Here is a 15,264-nt window from a genome sequence, read left to right on the forward strand (position 1 = left end):
TAACGCAGATCATCTGTGTTGTTACGGTGCTTTTTTGCGTCTTCATAACTCTCAATTGGCATAGGAAGTGTGGGGGTATTATCTATGAGCAAACAGAGCTTGATTCTTGCAGTCAAGGAAGCGGATTATATTGAGCGCCTTGCCGATTATATTCGGCAGGATGCATTCGGTGAGAATTGGCAGCTGACTGCTTTTACGAATCCGACCGCGTTAAGGCATTTCATTCGGGCTGGTTATCGAGCTGATCTAATCGTTGCTCAGCAATCGATGCTCGAAGAGTTAGGAGAAGCAGCAGGAATAACGCCTACTGTGGTGCTTGTTGCCCACCTCGGACAATGTTCCATGTATACGGAAGTCATACAGTATCAGCCTTTGCCGCAGCTGCTTCAGTCATTCTCGGCTGTTCACGCCGCTTCGGCTTCGGGTGATCACATGGTTCATGCTGAAGGGGGTGCTGGAGCTGTGGTTGTCTCTGTTTACTCGGCAAGCGGTGGAATAGGCAAAACTACGCTAGCGCTGCAGCTGGCAGGACAGGCCGGGATGCGCCAAGCGCGAGTTTTTTATTTGAATTTGGAACAATGGAATGCCACTTCTCTTTATTTCGGAGAAGAGGGCGAGGATGATTTTTCGCAAATGCTCTATACGTTACAGAGTCAACCGGAAAAGGCGCTAACGCGATTAACGCAGCTGCGCAAACGGCATGCGAACTTGAAGATTGATTATTTCGCTCCTTGCAGTAATGCCGAAGAGCGGCTTTCTATAACAAGCGAGCAGGCGAAGCGGTTGTTACATGTGATTGCTGGGCTTGGTCAATATGACATGGTCGTTGTTGATCTGGATAGCAGACTGGAGCCGCTCCATCAAGCGGTATATGAGGCTTCCGATCACGTGTTGTGGTTAGTCAGTGAGCAGAGTGTCGTCCTCCGCAAAACCGAGCTTGCGCTTAAGTATGGCGAACAGAAGTGGGGGGCAGCATTTTTGGAGCAAAGCCGCAAATTCCGCTTCATTCAAGCAAGGGCCCAGCGGCAGGAAATAAGCATGGATACGAAATTGAATCTGCGAATCGATGGGGTGCTGCCCTATATAGCTGAATGGGACAACGGTGGTCAAGCTTTTGATACATTCGCTTCAGCGGCTTATCTTGGAGCGGTAGATTCGCTATTAAGTCGGGTATCTCATGTCGAAGGGGGAGCAGGTGATGCAAGAGGAAGTCGTCATGCAGCTAAAGGCTAAAATTCGGGATCAGCTCGATTTGGACAGTGCCATGTCAGATGAGGCATTCATGGAGCGAATTGAGCAGACCGTCTTTCAGTGGTGCCGTCTACATCCCTTAACAGCAAGCGGGAAGGTACAGCTTGTTAGGCGCTTGTTCCACTCCTTCCGGGGATTAGATTTACTTCAGCCCTTAATGGAGGATGAGACAGTAACGGAAATTATGATCAATAGTCATGAGGAGCTGTTTGTGGAGCGTGCAGGGCAGTTAAGCCGTTTACCGCTCACATTTGAAAGCCAATCGCGTCTGGAGGATTTAATACAGTCCGTCGTTGCGGGAGTGAATCGGGTCGTGAATGAATCCTCACCTATAGTGGATGCCAGGCTGAAGGATGGCTCAAGGGTTCATATCGTTCTGCCGCCTGTGGCCTTGAAGGGACCCACAATGACGATTCGTAAATTTCCGGATAAGCCGCTTCAAATCACGGATTTAATAGCGCTGGGCGCGTTAAGCGAGGAGTCAGCCGAGTTTCTTCAGCAGCTTGTTGCCGCTAAGTACAATATCTTCATAAGCGGGGGAACGGGCTCGGGGAAAACCACCTTCCTGAATGCTTTGTCTCAATACATTCCTTCTGACGAGCGAATTGTAACCATCGAGGATTCGGCTGAGCTGCAAATACGTAACGTGCCAAACTTAGTTTCATTAGAAACACGTAATGCCAATACAGAAGGAAAAGGCGAAATCACGATACGAGAGCTGATCCGTGCTTCACTTCGGATGCGACCGAATCGAATTGTTGTTGGGGAAGTGCGGGGTGGTGAGGCGATCGATATGCTGCAGGCTATGAATACTGGCCATGATGGAAGCTTGAGTACAGGGCATTCAAACAGTGCGCGGGATATGATGGCTAGGCTTGAGACGATGGTTCTTAGCGGAGCTGACTTGCCAGTTGCAGTCATTAGGCAGCAAATTGGATCAGCCATCGATATTGTCGTTCACCTGTCTAGAATGCGTGATCGAAGTCGGCGTGTAACCGAAATTTGTGAAATAACCGGTGTTGACGGAGGCGAGGTTAGCCTTCAATCGCTTTATCGCTTTGAAGAAGAAGGAGAGCAGGACGGCCGTGTAATTGGCGGTCTAGTAAGAACGAAGCAGCGATTGCAGCGGACCTGGAAGCTGCAGATGGCAGGTTTTACGCCGCTGAAAGGAGATGACGAGCAGTGAGAAACCAACGAAAGCGTTGGTTAGTCTGGCTTGGCTGGCCTCAGAGCAGAGATGATCCAAAGGTTAGACGGGGGAGCGTACTGCCGAATTACTCGGTATATGACCTAACCGACAAACAATTTATAAGGGCTGCGCTTGTCGGGGGTGTTATCGCTTTTATTGCAACTTATTTGTTTTATAGATCGGTTAGCGTTTCGCTTATTTTATCGTTTGCAGGCCTTCTGGCACCTCGGCAGCATCGGAATTCACTTCTGCAAAGGCGTAGAGAAAGACTAAAGCTGCAATTCAAAGAAGCTTTGTATTCCTTAACCTCTTCACTAGCAGCAGGACGATCAGTTGAAAATGCGTTTGTAACCTCTCTTGAGGATCTGCGATTGCTTTATCCCGACCCGCGAACAGAGGTCATAACCGAATTCGAAATCATTAAATCACGAATGGCGTATGGGGAGCCGCTCGAACATGCGCTATCTGATTTCAGTAAGAGAGCACAAATCGATGATATCACCCAATTCGTTGATGTCTTCATGACATGTAAACGCTCAGGTGGAGATTTAGTTGAGGTCATACGGCGCACATCGCAGACGATTGGTGAAAAGCTGGAAGTCCAACAGGAGATTGCGGTTATGGTCGCGCAGAAACGTTATGAATCTAGAATTATGATGGCTGTTCCATTTGTTTTTCTCGCTTTTCTAGGCATGACAGCTCCAGATTATATGGCTCCCCTTTATCACGAGATAGGCTATGTACTGCTAACCGTATCCCTTTTGCTCCTAGCGGTTTGTTATTGGGCTATGGTGCGAGTGATGAACATTCGTATGTAGATCAATAACGAACGAAGGAGGCATGACGCGCGATGGCTGTACTAATCGGTATACTGCTTACGATGATTTGGGTTATAGGGTTCGTAATTTGTGAACATGATTCGGAGCAGTTCGGGCTTATGAAGATAGATAACGAGGCATTGAATAATCCATCTGTTAGACGATTAATCATTTTGCCTATGCGCTTATTACTGGAGAGAAGCGGTATTTTTGATCGTCTTCAACCCTTTATGGCAGCCCTGCATAGTAAGCTCTATGTGCTGTGTGGGGCAGGATGGTCGGTTGAAGCAACGAAGCAGTTTGCCTCGTTGGCCATAGGCTGCGGTTATGCTGCTGCAATTAGTGGAGCTTGGCTTAGTGTATTAAGCGGAGAACAAATACTTCTCTATCTCGGCTTACTGTTGGGCTTCGTTATTCCGACGGCGAAGTGGAGAGATACGCATAGCAAGTTTGATCAGCGTAAGCAAGATATTTTACTTATTATTCCTGAAGTATTAAGTAAGCTGATGCTTCTGCTAGGAGCAGGAGAGACCGTCCAGCGGGCACTAATTCGGTGTGCGGAGCGCAAGGAAGAGAAGCTGGAAAATTCTTTTCTGATTGAGCTTCGCCGGATGAACGAGGAGGTGCGCAACGGCGAGTCCTTCAGTACTGCGATGGAAGCTTTCAGCAGACGCTGTGCAGTGCAGGAAGTATCTTTATTTACGACGACCATTCTGCTGAATTACCGAAGAGGCGGTGATCGTCTCGTATTGTCATTGAAGGAGCTGTCTTATTCCCTTTGGGAGAAGCGCAAAGCAGTTGCTCGATCAAGAGGAGAAGAAGCATCGACCAAGCTCGTATTCCCACTAGTAGGCATATTCCTCATATTAATGGCACTTGTTGCCTCACCGGCTATTCTCATGATGGGTGGATAAAAAGAAAATTAAAGGAGAGATTCGATAGTGAAAAAATGGACAAAGACAATGCGTAAGTTCTGGAGCGAGGAAGATGGCCTGGGTACACTCGAGATCGTATTAATTATTGCGGTAGTCATTATTTTGGCCTTGTTGTTTAAGAAGTGGATCATCGCGCTTCTGAATAGCCTTATGGGTAATGCTGATAAAAAGGCAAATGAAATCTTTAATTAAGAGGGGGATGCGCTGCTGGCCCAGAGGGGAAGAAGGAAGCTTTACGCTGGAATCCTCCATGGTCTTCCCTGCTATTTTCTTCGCTCTTTTAGTGTTGATTATGTTTAGTATGTACAGCTATCAGAAGATTGTCCTTTATTATACTGCTTCAGTATCTGCTGAGCGAGCTGCGTTCCGCTGGGATAATAGTAAGCGTGACGTGAGCAGTGGAATTGGCTTGACGGGACAATATGATGGCTTGTATTGGCGAATGTCCAGTAACGGCGTCATTCAATCTTTATTTGGCTTTGATGATGCCTCCAGTCCCGATAAAAGTATGAGGGTTGAAATCAATCAGAAGGGCAGTCATAACCAGGATACTTCTGAGGCTTCCTCTTCGAATCTTCCCCTAGCTAAGATGAGCCGTATAGCAGATAGAATACCGGAACCCTTTGAAGGAAATATGAAATATTCCTATGGTCTTATTGAGAAGCGGGTTGAGGTTGCACTTCGGCAGCCATTATCTATCACTCCTCTTGAGGCAATGCTTGGTTCTTCTGAACCTAACACGATGGGACATGCCAATGTGGTGGACCCTGTTGAAGGTATACGCAATGTCGACTTGGTTCGTTATTACTCAGCTAAATTCAGTCAAATGACAGACAGTAAGGAAAAGAAGAAGCAGGCCTCAGATGTGCTCAGTAAGCGGAAAGTGTTGGATCTGAAGAATAAATGAAAAGGTATGTTTTCTATGCCTGAACCTGTGGAGAGGACGTGTGGACAGACTATTGCAATTCATCAATGCAAGCCTTAAACAAGAGCGATTCAAGTTATGGTCTGGCCAAAACGGTTCTGTATCGGTCTACCTCATAGTCGCTACAGCTGGGATTCTTTTATTAACTACTGTCTTGATTGATTATGCGAGAATTGCCGCCTTTCAGAAGCAGATAGAGATAGCTGCCCAATCCGGAATTCGTTCATCTTTATCCGCTTATGAGGGTGGGCTCTATGATCAATACGCATTATTCGGGACAGGTGGTTCCGATAGGGGAGAGCTGTTTAAACATTCGGCAGCGAACAATTTGAGATCGGCAAAAGATAAATCATTTCAATTGCTGCAGATTGACCTTCTCTCCTCTCATGTAGACAGCTACGAGGTTCTTGGCACTCATTCTGTATTTAATAGACAGGTACTTGAAGAAATGAAATATAAGGCGCCAATTGATTTCACAATGGAGGTCGCCTCCCGATTCGCACCTATTTCATCAGCGATGAAGGAGGCCTCCACTGCGGTTGATGTTCTGGAGAAGGTTCGCAAGTTGTATGATCAACGCGAGTCTCAGCTTCAGACTGTACTCGATTATCAAAGAGATTCGGCCAAGGCGGCTGAAGAAGTTGAAAACAGTGGGAATGGTCTAGCTGGCATGATCAGCACCTATAATTCTTATCTTGCTTGGCGTAACCATGATGTTTCCCTTAAGGAAGGGGAGAAAGCACTTTATATAAATGAGATTGCCGCTTATGAACGTAACGTAAGAACCGCAAGTGCGGAGCTTAGCAATAAGGTTGAATCGGCTTCAAGTTTTCATCAAAAGCTGGACAGTAAGGCGGTAGCGGCTTTGCAGGATGCAGAAATTTACAATGCCGATATGCGCGTTATCATTCAACAGATGAAGCAGAAGCAGACAGGGACTGGTTATGACCGCGTCAACAACCAGCAGTTAGATACCGGCACCACCGCTGCGGTAAGTGCTAATGATCTTACTCAAATGGATCAAACGAAACAAGCGGTGGAGCAGCTGCTTCTATCGCCTGAATGGTTTCTTGATTATCGGAAGGAGCTTGCTGAACAAACGGCTAAATTCCAAACTCTTCAAACAGAAGCATCCAGCTTCCAATCTAGCATGCTTATGGCACTTTCCAATCAAGCATCTATACAGCAGCTTAACGAAGGTTCTAATCGCTTACGCAATGTTTATAACGCTTACGCATATCCCTATATCCAACCGGCCGCCATTATTAAAGCGCGCGCTAATGAATTGTCGGGGAGGCAGTCCTTTGATGCGGAACGAAAGAAAAAGGAACAAGAGGCGAAGGTCAAATGGGGACAGGTAAGCAGCCTGCTGCAAAGCATGAAAGCCGTCCCGCAAAAGGAGGAGCATCAGAAGGAATTTGATGAGGTGAAGAAGCGTTATGAAACAAACCTTCACTTTAATCAACTCTTGAAAGAAGGGGAGCTGACGGAGGAGGAAGGGGGTTCAACTGATAGCAATGGTGATATTAATGAGGAGGCTGAAGCTTCCATGTCCAAGATGGGCACCATTTTCACTGGCATGGCTGATATGCTCGAAGATATTCGGGACCCGCTATACATGAATGAATACATCGTGCATCGGTTCACAACATTTGATCCATCTAAATTTAAAGCTATGATGCAAGGTTCGGACAGCAGCGAATTTAAAGATGCACTGAGCCTTCATAATCAAGAAGTCGAATATTTGTTGTATGGACTTCATAGTCCTGCTGCCAATGTGTCTGCTGCATATGGCGAGATATTCGCCTTTAGACTGGCAGTTCGTACGATGGAAGGACTTGTAGAGTGTCGCGCACTCGGTCATCCACTCCTTGTATTGGCAGCATCGATACTATACGGCCTAGAGAAAGCGATGGAGGACATGTTATCACTTGCCCAGAAGGGATCGACACCGCTATCCAAATATGTGCGAGTCGATGTGACTTATCTTGATTATTTGAGGATTTTCTTACTCTTACATGGCAGTAGTGAAAGAAGAATGGCTCGTGCTATCGCAGTTATTGAACAGAATAGAGGAATCACGCTTACCCAGACATCTACTGGGTTATCCGGTGAGCTAACGGCCTCTGTGAACCTTTGGTTCCTACCTGGACTCATGAAGAGCTTTACCAGGTTCGGTATTTTGAAAGGAAAGGTAAAGGGTAACCGTTATGAAACGACAAAAACAATTGGCTGGTCGTACGGGTAACTTACGGTGTGAATCAGGGAGTATCGCGCTTGAAGCATCTCTCATTATGCCAATTGTATTGATGGTTATTATTTTCTTCATTTGCCTCATCCGCTTGTCTGCGGTTCAAATGGCGCTGCATGGCACGGTTTCCCAAACGGTTCGTCAGATGGCAGCTAATATATATCCTGTAGAGCTCGCCTTCGATGAGGTGGCATCATCCCTTCCAGCCTCAGGAAAGCCTGATTCCTCTTCATCTATGCAGAAGCTTCCGGGTCTCTCGTTTGCTTCCGATAAGCTCGAGGAATGGCTTCCTTCACCTGCTGGGCCTTTAATGGCTGCAGTTTTACGTGGTGATTGGAAGGCTGTTAGTGATACAGCTTCAACGGAAATTGGTCGATCTGTCATTGAACCCTTACTTCGCCATGAGGCTGATCAAGCCATACTCGATCCAGAGCTGCTGAGACTTAGTAAGCTATCCCTGCCTGATTTCAAAGGGAAAACGGAAGCATACGTGCTTGTGGAAGCAGAGTATACGTTTAAGCTTGGTTTTCCATTTACGAAACGTTCCCTTATTGTACGTGAGCAGGCAGAGGAGAGAGCTTGGATTCGTGATTCTGTACCGGCAAATTCAGAGGGTGAAGAAACCGATCAGGACCATGCCCATATTCAGATTATCTCCATAGAGCCTGATCCACTGCGCCCAGGCAGAAAGGCACGATTAATCGTTCAGACCGATCCTTGCCGTGCATTGAATTTAGTCATTGATTATAAAAGTGGACGAAGCGAAGCGAAGCATATTGGTGAAACGACGGCAGATGATACTGGACGGGCTGAGTGGACATGGCTGGTATCCGGCAATACAACACCGGGTGTTTGGGAGCTTAGTGTATCGGCAGCGGACGGGACGACGGTATCCAGACATTTTATCGTAGAGAAAAAAAGTTCCTAACAATTAGCTTGAGAATTAGCTTGAGAGGATGAAATGTACTATGGCCGTTACCGTTTCTATCGGCGCATCGGCGTTGCTGCTGTTACTCGCATTCATTAATGATGTACGAAGAATGAAGATACCGAACAGTTTGACGGTAACGTTTGTGATTATGGGGATCGGCTATCATTCCGTTAATGCTGGGCTGGCTGGTAGCAGTTATTCCCTGCTTGGTGCTGCTGCTGGGTTTATACCTCTTCTAGTTCTTTATGCACTTAAGGGGATTGGAGCGGGGGATGTAAAGCTATTTGCTGCACTTGGTTCTTGGATGGGCGCGATAACGGTCTTTCAGGTTCTTGCTTATGCCATCTTTTATGCGGGAGCTGTGGGCGTTTTCCTTCTTTTTGTTAACGGGTCTTTTGGCAGGCGTATATGGATGGGGATCCTTACGATGATGGTTCCAGGAACTGAAAGCAAGAGAGAAGTGCTCCTGGCATGGAATAAGAATGGCTTGCGATTTCCTTTTATGATTGCAGTTGTTCCGGCAGCGCTGACTGTTTGGTATATCACTTATATGTAGATGAGAGGAGGAGCTGTGTTGAATACAGAAGAATTGCGTGTTGATTTCTCTACAAGTCGGGGTCATGAGATGATTGTTGACCGAGATTCGGGGATACTGCGCGAAGAATTGGATGAGGTAGAGATACAAATGCTTCAAGGTCAACGAATTCCAAAGCTGCTTCCAATAGACTGGGTGGACATTGATGGAAAGGTTACCTTCCGCTTTTCACTATCCGGGAGACGAATGTTGATTCATAGACTGCAGACGCAGCAGATCTCCATGCTTGAGTTTTATTCGCTGCTGTTAACAGTAGCTGAAGCACTTGATGATAGTCAGCATTACATGCTGCGTACGGAGGGTTTTATGCTTAGTGACCACTGTCTTTTTGTGGGCGAATCCTGGTCGGATGTGGCACTTGTTTATATGCCTCTGCGGGGGATAAAAGCTGTACCTTCCACAGGTGAAGCTGTACTTGCGATGACGGTAAAGTGGATTGGTTATGTCGATCAGCCAGATGGAGTGGGTCTTCAACGTATTCTTCACGATCTGAGAGAGGAGCATGTTTCATGGAGCCGTCTACGACAAACGATTCATTCCCTTTTAGGTACGATTCACAGTGAGGATATGGAACGTTTTAGTAGGCAAGCCGCCGCAGCGCAAATTCAAAATTCGAACCTAATTCCATTCAGAATGAAAGAGTCTTCAAATATAGAACTGCCAAAGATCAGCGAGGCTCAACCTAATTATACCCATTGGAATGTTGATAAAGAGCTGCCTCTTGTTCATATGGATAGCGAAGATACTGAGCAAAATCCATCCAAAAAAGGCTGGATTTTAGGCACAATGTTTATTGTAATTGTCGGGATAATCTGGCGATTTCTTTATTTGCCCTCCCCTAATCAGACAAGTCTTCTAATCAGTACAGGACTAACAATTATGGCGGTAGCAGGATTATTAATATATTGGAAGGCGAAGCATGGTAATAACGAGGTCTCAGCTGAAGATTGGCGTCTTGGATCAAAGTGGAATGAAGAGGAAGATGGTTTCGTGCCTGATTCGATACCGTTGAGCAGAGCCGTTAAGAAACCAGGGCGCGTAATACCGGGTAAAATGAATAGTCGCGATGAAGTGATGGTAGGGCTGGCTGGAAATGAGAATCGAACTCCCTTTGCTGCACGTAAAGAACCTGAAGTACAAGCACCTGAAGTACAAGCACCTGCTCCTGAGCCTGCAAGGCAGATGGAGATAGTTGCAAGTAGGAACAATAACAATGAGGCAACTGTTTTGCTTGGTAAAGAAGCAGATTACTCAGGCAGTACAAATGAATCGGCAAATTTTTGGGTAGAGCGTGAGACAGAGGGATCTGTGGAGAAAATTATTCTTCAAGCCAAAAGCTTTATAATCGGACGTTCAGAGGAAGGCACAAACTATGTGGATAGCTCGTCAGGCATTTCACGTGCTCATTTGGAATTGACGTCAAGTCATGGAGGCTGGTCCGCCAAGGATGTCGGGTCTAGAAATGGAAGTACATGGAATGGTCAAATGATGATTCCTTATAAGGCCTACCCCTTAAACAGTGGGGATTGCGTACAGTTGGCTGGAGACAAGGGTCCAAAATACACGTATCGAACCTTATAAGGGCATCTCTAATACGAAGAAGCTCAGTTTTTGTTCTTACCTACTAGTTCCTTCATAGCAATTTCAATAGTGGGATATCGGAATGTAAAGCCATGCTCCAATGCTTTACGAGGTACAGCTCGCTGTCCTTCCAGCAGTAAGAGTGACAATTCACCCAATACCGTTTTTAAAAGGAAAGCCGGTACTGGGAACCAATGTGGTCTGCTCATTGCTTGACTAAGTGCACGCCCAAACGAATCATTCGTTACCGATTCAGGCGCGCATGCATTTACGGCTCCCTCTATCTCCTTATTATCCAGACAGAATAAAATAAGACGAGTAATGTCTTCTATATGTAACCATGGCATCCACTGCTTGCCACTTCCAACTCTGCCTCCCCCAAACAGTCGATAAGGCAGGGCCATCAAAGGAAAAGCACCGCCATTCTTACCAAGGACAAGTCCTACTCTAAGCTTTACTAAGCGAGAGACTGCAATGCGGTCAGCCGCCGCTTCCCATTTCTCAACGACTGAAGATAGAAAATCGCTGACGTTCCATGGACTATGCTCGTCAAATGTCTCCGTCAGCGACATACCATAAATAGAAATACCTGAAGCGTTAACAACGACTTGAGGCTTGGTTTTCAGGAAAGTAACGAAATGCTCGATCTGACTTGCGGCATCAAGTCTGGACTGAAGAATTCTTTCTTTCGCTGCTTTGGTCCATCGTTGATTAATGGATTCACCTGCTAAGTTTATGATCGCGTTCAAGCCTTCAAGCTTATTAGGGGAGGAGGCAAGTTCAGACCACGTAATCCGATGCAATCCAGAGCGCTCTATGGCCTTCTTGCCCTTCGAGCGTGAAATAATCCATACCTCATCACCACGTTGTAGTAGTGCATCGACGACATTACTGCCGACAAAGCCAGTTCCACCGGTTACTGCGACCTTCATAGCCCAAGCCTCCATTAATTCATTAATTAACCAACTTTAATGCTAATCAGCCATAGCTGCTTAATCTTTTGGCTGCCATCATTAATTTCTTTCTCGACATACGTAAACGTAACAGCAGCATCATCGGCTATTTGACTTACTTTCTCGGACATCTTGTCATCCACTTGGAATACAGATGTTGTACCTTCTTTTGTCTTGATTTCAATGGAATTTGTATCTGCTTGACCTATATAGGTGCCTTCTCCTTGCTTCTCTGCACTAGCAGTAGGCTTTGTACTAGGTTCGGTTTTATCGTCATTTGCTGGAGGAGTGGGTACTGTTGGTTCTGGCTTGACAACATTGGAGTCTGTTCCACCTGAAGAGTTGATACCTCCGGTGGTACTATCATTTGTAGTCCCTTCATTATGTACCTTTTCGTTCACACTATTTGCTGCAGGACTATCATTATTTTTCCCGCATCCAGCTGTAATTGAGAATACTACCATTACACTAATAATAAAAGCAAAAGCACGCTTACCTGTCTTCTTGTTCGTTTGATTCATGATGTGATCCTCCTAAAAGTTTTTGCGTGGCTCTGCCTGATAGGCCGAAGAATGAGGCTATCAAGCAAAAACTACTTCGAAAGCATAACCTAAGTTTTTGCGTGGTTCTGCCTGATAGGCCGAAGAATGAGGCTATCAAGCAAAAACTACTTCGTAAGCATAACCCAAGTTTTGCGTGGCAAAACTCACATTTAACGCAAGTCTATACCTTCTTTAACGTATACATACCCTTGAAAGTTTCTCTTCAATCGTTAAACAGCCGCAGCATGCAACGAAAGCCGCCAGAATTGGCGGCTTTCGTTATTTATTCAATAAATGTTTATAGGGCAAATAATCAATGTTTTGTTTATCCAAGAATGTAATGAGGCTGCGGTAATCTCTCTTAGGGGTCGCGCGTATGTAGCCTTCTATGCAGTGATTCTGCGAGACTTCAGTAGCTCCGCTCTCTACAGCAACCTGCGCGATCTTGGCCGCAATAGAATGTCTAGCAATATCACGGAAGGCGCCTGGTACCGGAGCAACCAACCGTTCCAGGAAGGTCTTTGAATCCTCGGGCCACATGCCGCGGCTGCGTTCCACCCAATAATTTTGCCAATCAAGCTTGGATTTGCCGTCCCGTTGAGGCAGTACCTTCAAGAATTTCCTGAACATAAAATAACCGCCAATCGACATGAAACCAAGCATGACGAAGGCCCAGAACACGATAAAATACATAAACCAATTGTTGCCCATGCCTCTTTTTCACCTCTACTACGAATTATACATTATTTGGTGGCGTCGAAGCCGCCTTATTATGAGAAGTTCTCAAATCGCATTTTGAAAATTGATTCTATTATAAGCTATGCCCGATACACCTCGCAACCTGTTGACCGGTCAGAAGAAACTTGAAGATCTACCGAATGTTGGGTCTAGTCCTTCTTCTTGAACCTAGATTTATTTCATTATTCCTTGTAAAATAGGAAGGACAAGCATTTCAATAGGTTAGCCATCTCATATGGGAAGGCTGGCAATAGAAAGGGAGCGAATAATAGCAATGTTGAAAATTGGATCTCACGTTTCATTTTCCGATAAGGGCTTGCTTACTGCGGCTACTGAAGCTGCATCTTACGGTTCCAGCTCATTTATGATTTATACTGGCGCTCCTCAAAACACCCGGCGCAAGCCGATTGAAGATTTATACATCGAAGAAGGCAAAGCAGCAATGAGCAAGGCCGGAATTGACGAAATCGTCGTTCACGCCCCGTATATTGTTAACCTAGGTTCTTATAAGGATGATACATTTGAGCTTGCGGTTCGTTTTCTCCAAGAGGAGATTCGTCGCACGCATGCAATCGGTGTTCGTAATATCGTTCTGCATCCAGGTGCGTACACAGACAAGGATGCCGAATATGGAATTGCACGCATTGCCGAAGGCTTGAACGAGGTGCTTGAAGGCACTAAAGAAACGAATGTCAACATCGCTCTGGAAACGATGGCGGGCAAAGGTACGGAAATTGGACGCAGCTTCGAGGAAATTGCGTCGATTATGGATAAGGTTCGCGACAACGAACGTCTGACTGTATGTATGGACACCTGCCATATGCATGATGCAGGCTATGATTTAGTCGGCAATATCGATGGCGTACTGGAAGACTTTGACCGTATCGTGGGTCTTAATCGTGTCGCGGTTGTTCACGTCAACGATAGCAAGAACCCTCGCGGAGCGGGTAAAGACCGTCATGCTCCAATCGGGGCAGGCTGGATCGGTTATGAAGCCATTCGCAATATCGTCCATCATGATGGGCTGAAGGGCCGACCATTTATTTTAGAAACACCATGGATTGGACAAGTAGACAAGACACAGCGTCCGATGTATGAAGCAGAGATCGCTCTGCTTAGGGGCGACGCGATGAGTCGCTTCGGCGGTGAGTTTTTTGAGGATGTGGAGCGTCTTCGTTTCTTCTTCGATAAGGAAGAAATAGACCACCGTGCTTATGTACTTCATACGTGGGACGTACTTAAAAATGATGCCAAAGCAAAAAAAGCGGATCCGCGCGAGCCGATGGACCGTCTATACGAGCTAGTTGCCGAGCATCGTGTACTGCCTGAGTTGTCTGAAGAAGCAATCAATCAGCGTATTACAGCATGGTTTGCAGGTAAAGCGCTTCTCGTCAATGTTTAAGCTAGATCCAATAGCAGCGGAATAACTAATTGTTTATGGAAGGAAGTCAGTCGTCTTATGCCTAACACGTATCAACCCCAGCAATCTACACAGCGACCGGACAAGAGTAACCGAGCGAGAATGCTGATCTCATGCCCAGACCGCTCGGGAATCGTAGCGGCAGTGTCTCATTTTCTTTATGAGCATGGAGCGAATATCGTTCAATCCGACCAATACTCGATGGATCCAGGGGGCGGAATGTTCTTCATTCGTTTTGATTTTGATTTAAAGGATTTGGAACGTGAGCTGCCTGTACTGCAGGAGGATTTTGCACGCGTAGCAGATCGGTTCAGTATGAAATGGAGTACATTCCGTGCGAGCCGTAAGAAACGGTTAGCCATCTTTGTATCCAAAGAGGATCACTGTTTGCTTGAGCTGTTATGGCAGTGGCAAGCCGGTGATTTGGAAGCGGAAATTGCCATGGTTATCAGCAATCATAATGATATGAGACCGCTGGTCGAGTCATTCGGTATTCCTTTCCACCACATTCCGGTTACGGCTGATAACAAAGCAGAGGCGGAAGTGAAACAGCTTGAGGTTGTTTCAGATAAAGCCGATTTGATCGTACTTGCTCGTTATATGCAAATTATTTCTCCAAAGTTTATTGAACAATTTCCGAACCGGATTATTAACATTCATCATTCGTTCCTGCCAGCATTTGTTGGTGGCAAGCCTTATGCACAGGCTTTTAACCGAGGTGTCAAAATCATCGGAGCAACAGCTCATTACGTAACTGAGGAGCTGGATGGCGGGCCGATTATTGAACAGGATGTGCAGCGTGTCAGTCATCGCGACAATGTCGATGATTTGAAACGAATTGGTCGTACAATTGAACGTGTCGTACTTGCGCGAGCAGTGAAATGGCACTCCGAGGATCGACTTCTGGTGCACCAGAATAAAACGGTTGTTTTTAATTAAAGACGCGCATTGTCAGTTCTGTGGATAGATTCAAGCATTTTACTGACAATAAGAAGGGTCAAGCTGAGGTCTATCGCCAAGATTTGAGGCGGGGCTCGCTTTGACCCTTTTTGCAATTGATTTTCGATAATTATTGCAGCGCTGTCGCATTAAGGATGGAAATGGGTTAAAGGTAATGGTACAATATCTCGTAGCC

At 46.0% G+C, this 15,264-nt stretch carries 15 protein-coding genes; 12 read left to right on the forward strand and 3 right to left on the reverse strand.

What is annotated here, in order from left to right; all coding sequences use genetic code 11:
• The first annotated feature begins 84 nt into the window (after positions 1 to 84).
• From EKN16_RS30435 to EKN16_RS30480, 10 genes are read left to right on the forward strand one after another with little or no spacing between them, the layout of a single operon-like run.
• Positions 85 to 1,233, forward strand: coding sequence for an AAA family ATPase (locus EKN16_RS30435; protein WP_125665180.1), 1,149 nt, complete (start codon positions 85 to 87; stop codon positions 1,231 to 1,233).
• Positions 1,199 to 2,437, forward strand: coding sequence for a TadA family conjugal transfer-associated ATPase (locus EKN16_RS30440; protein WP_125665182.1), 1,239 nt, complete (start codon positions 1,199 to 1,201; stop codon positions 2,435 to 2,437). The genes EKN16_RS30435 and EKN16_RS30440 overlap by 35 nt, the downstream gene beginning before the upstream one ends.
• Positions 2,434 to 3,258, forward strand: coding sequence for a type II secretion system F family protein (locus EKN16_RS30445; protein ID WP_232016107.1), 825 nt, complete (start codon positions 2,434 to 2,436; stop codon positions 3,256 to 3,258). Before EKN16_RS30440 ends, EKN16_RS30445 begins: the two co-directional genes overlap by 4 nt.
• A gap of 32 nt (positions 3,259 to 3,290) precedes the next feature.
• Positions 3,291 to 4,172 (forward strand): type II secretion system F family protein, encoded by an 882-nt coding sequence (locus EKN16_RS30450; RefSeq protein ID WP_125665184.1) that lies wholly within the window; start codon positions 3,291 to 3,293, stop codon positions 4,170 to 4,172.
• A 27-nt stretch (positions 4,173 to 4,199) separates the two neighbouring features.
• On the forward strand, positions 4,200 to 4,385 hold the full coding sequence (locus EKN16_RS30455) for a Flp1 family type IVb pilin (RefSeq protein WP_375782088.1): 186 nt from the start codon (positions 4,200 to 4,202) through the stop codon (positions 4,383 to 4,385).
• Positions 4,369 to 5,100: a pilus assembly protein gene (locus EKN16_RS30460; RefSeq protein ID WP_125665186.1), complete on the forward strand. Its 732-nt coding sequence runs from the start codon at positions 4,369 to 4,371 to the stop codon at positions 5,098 to 5,100. The genes EKN16_RS30455 and EKN16_RS30460 overlap by 17 nt, the downstream gene beginning before the upstream one ends.
• A 40-nt stretch (positions 5,101 to 5,140) precedes the next feature.
• Positions 5,141 to 7,366 (forward strand): hypothetical protein, encoded by a 2,226-nt coding sequence (locus tag EKN16_RS30465; protein WP_125665188.1) that lies wholly within the window; start codon positions 5,141 to 5,143, stop codon positions 7,364 to 7,366.
• Positions 7,329 to 8,297: a TadE/TadG family type IV pilus assembly protein gene (locus tag EKN16_RS30470; protein ID WP_125665190.1), complete on the forward strand. Its 969-nt coding sequence runs from the start codon at positions 7,329 to 7,331 to the stop codon at positions 8,295 to 8,297. Before EKN16_RS30465 ends, EKN16_RS30470 begins: the two co-directional genes overlap by 38 nt.
• A gap of 40 nt (positions 8,298 to 8,337) precedes the next feature.
• Positions 8,338 to 8,856 carry an A24 family peptidase gene (locus EKN16_RS30475; RefSeq protein ID WP_164523057.1) on the forward strand — a complete coding sequence of 173 codons (519 nt, stop codon included), beginning with the start codon at positions 8,338 to 8,340 and terminating at the stop codon, positions 8,854 to 8,856.
• Positions 8,857 to 8,874: 18 nt separating this feature from the next.
• Positions 8,875 to 10,476: a DUF6382 and FHA domain-containing protein gene (locus EKN16_RS30480; RefSeq protein WP_164523058.1), complete on the forward strand. Its 1,602-nt coding sequence runs from the start codon at positions 8,875 to 8,877 to the stop codon at positions 10,474 to 10,476.
• Positions 10,477 to 10,499: 23 nt separating this feature from the next.
• Here EKN16_RS30480 and EKN16_RS30485 read toward each other — a convergent pair whose 3' ends face one another.
• From EKN16_RS30485 to EKN16_RS30495, 3 genes are all read right to left on the reverse strand, one after another.
• Positions 10,500 to 11,408: a TIGR01777 family oxidoreductase gene (locus EKN16_RS30485; RefSeq protein ID WP_125665196.1), complete on the reverse strand. Its 909-nt coding sequence runs from the start codon at positions 11,406 to 11,408 to the stop codon at positions 10,500 to 10,502.
• 26 nt (positions 11,409 to 11,434) lie between these two features.
• Complete coding sequence (locus tag EKN16_RS30490; protein ID WP_125665198.1) at positions 11,435 to 11,950, reverse strand: hypothetical protein; 516 nt, start codon at positions 11,948 to 11,950, stop codon at positions 11,435 to 11,437.
• A gap of 300 nt (positions 11,951 to 12,250) precedes the next feature.
• On the reverse strand, positions 12,251 to 12,682 hold the full coding sequence (locus tag EKN16_RS30495) for a DUF2621 family protein (protein ID WP_125665200.1): 432 nt from the start codon (positions 12,680 to 12,682) through the stop codon (positions 12,251 to 12,253).
• A gap of 301 nt (positions 12,683 to 12,983) precedes the next feature.
• Here EKN16_RS30495 and EKN16_RS30500 point away from each other — a divergent pair, with 301 nt between their 5' ends.
• Together EKN16_RS30500 and purU are read left to right on the forward strand one after the other, a co-directional pair.
• Positions 12,984 to 14,111: a deoxyribonuclease IV gene (locus EKN16_RS30500; RefSeq protein WP_125665202.1), complete on the forward strand. Its 1,128-nt coding sequence runs from the start codon at positions 12,984 to 12,986 to the stop codon at positions 14,109 to 14,111.
• Positions 14,112 to 14,168: 57 nt separating this feature from the next.
• Entirely contained in the window at positions 14,169 to 15,068 is a 900-nt protein-coding gene (purU, locus tag EKN16_RS30505; RefSeq protein WP_125665204.1) for a formyltetrahydrofolate deformylase, read from the forward strand.
• The last annotated feature ends 196 nt before the right edge of the window (positions 15,069 to 15,264 follow it).

The organism is Paenibacillus baekrokdamisoli, from assembly GCF_003945345.1.
Lineage (GTDB): Bacteria > Bacillota > Bacilli > Paenibacillales > Paenibacillaceae > Paenibacillus_Z > Paenibacillus_Z baekrokdamisoli.

Coding starts and splice junctions, on each gene's coding strand:
- EKN16_RS30435 (WP_125665180.1), top strand. CDS start 85: ATGAGCAAACAGAGCTTGATTCTTGCAGTCAAGGAAGCGGATTATATT.
- EKN16_RS30440 (WP_125665182.1), top strand. CDS start 1,199: ATGCAAGAGGAAGTCGTCATGCAGCTAAAGGCTAAAATTCGGGATCAG.
- EKN16_RS30450 (WP_125665184.1), top strand. CDS start 3,291: ATGGCTGTACTAATCGGTATACTGCTTACGATGATTTGGGTTATAGGG.
- EKN16_RS30460 (WP_125665186.1), top strand. CDS start 4,369: ATGAAATCTTTAATTAAGAGGGGGATGCGCTGCTGGCCCAGAGGGGAA.
- EKN16_RS30470 (WP_125665190.1), top strand. CDS start 7,329: ATGAAACGACAAAAACAATTGGCTGGTCGTACGGGTAACTTACGGTGT.
- EKN16_RS30475 (WP_164523057.1), top strand. CDS start 8,338: ATGGCCGTTACCGTTTCTATCGGCGCATCGGCGTTGCTGCTGTTACTC.
- EKN16_RS30485 (WP_125665196.1), bottom strand. CDS start 11,408: ATGAAGGTCGCAGTAACCGGTGGAACTGGCTTTGTCGGCAGTAATGTC.
- EKN16_RS30490 (WP_125665198.1), bottom strand. CDS start 11,950: ATGAATCAAACGAACAAGAAGACAGGTAAGCGTGCTTTTGCTTTTATT.
- EKN16_RS30495 (WP_125665200.1), bottom strand. CDS start 12,682: ATGGGCAACAATTGGTTTATGTATTTTATCGTGTTCTGGGCCTTCGTC.
- EKN16_RS30500 (WP_125665202.1), top strand. CDS start 12,984: ATGTTGAAAATTGGATCTCACGTTTCATTTTCCGATAAGGGCTTGCTT.
- purU (WP_125665204.1), top strand. CDS start 14,169: ATGCCTAACACGTATCAACCCCAGCAATCTACACAGCGACCGGACAAG.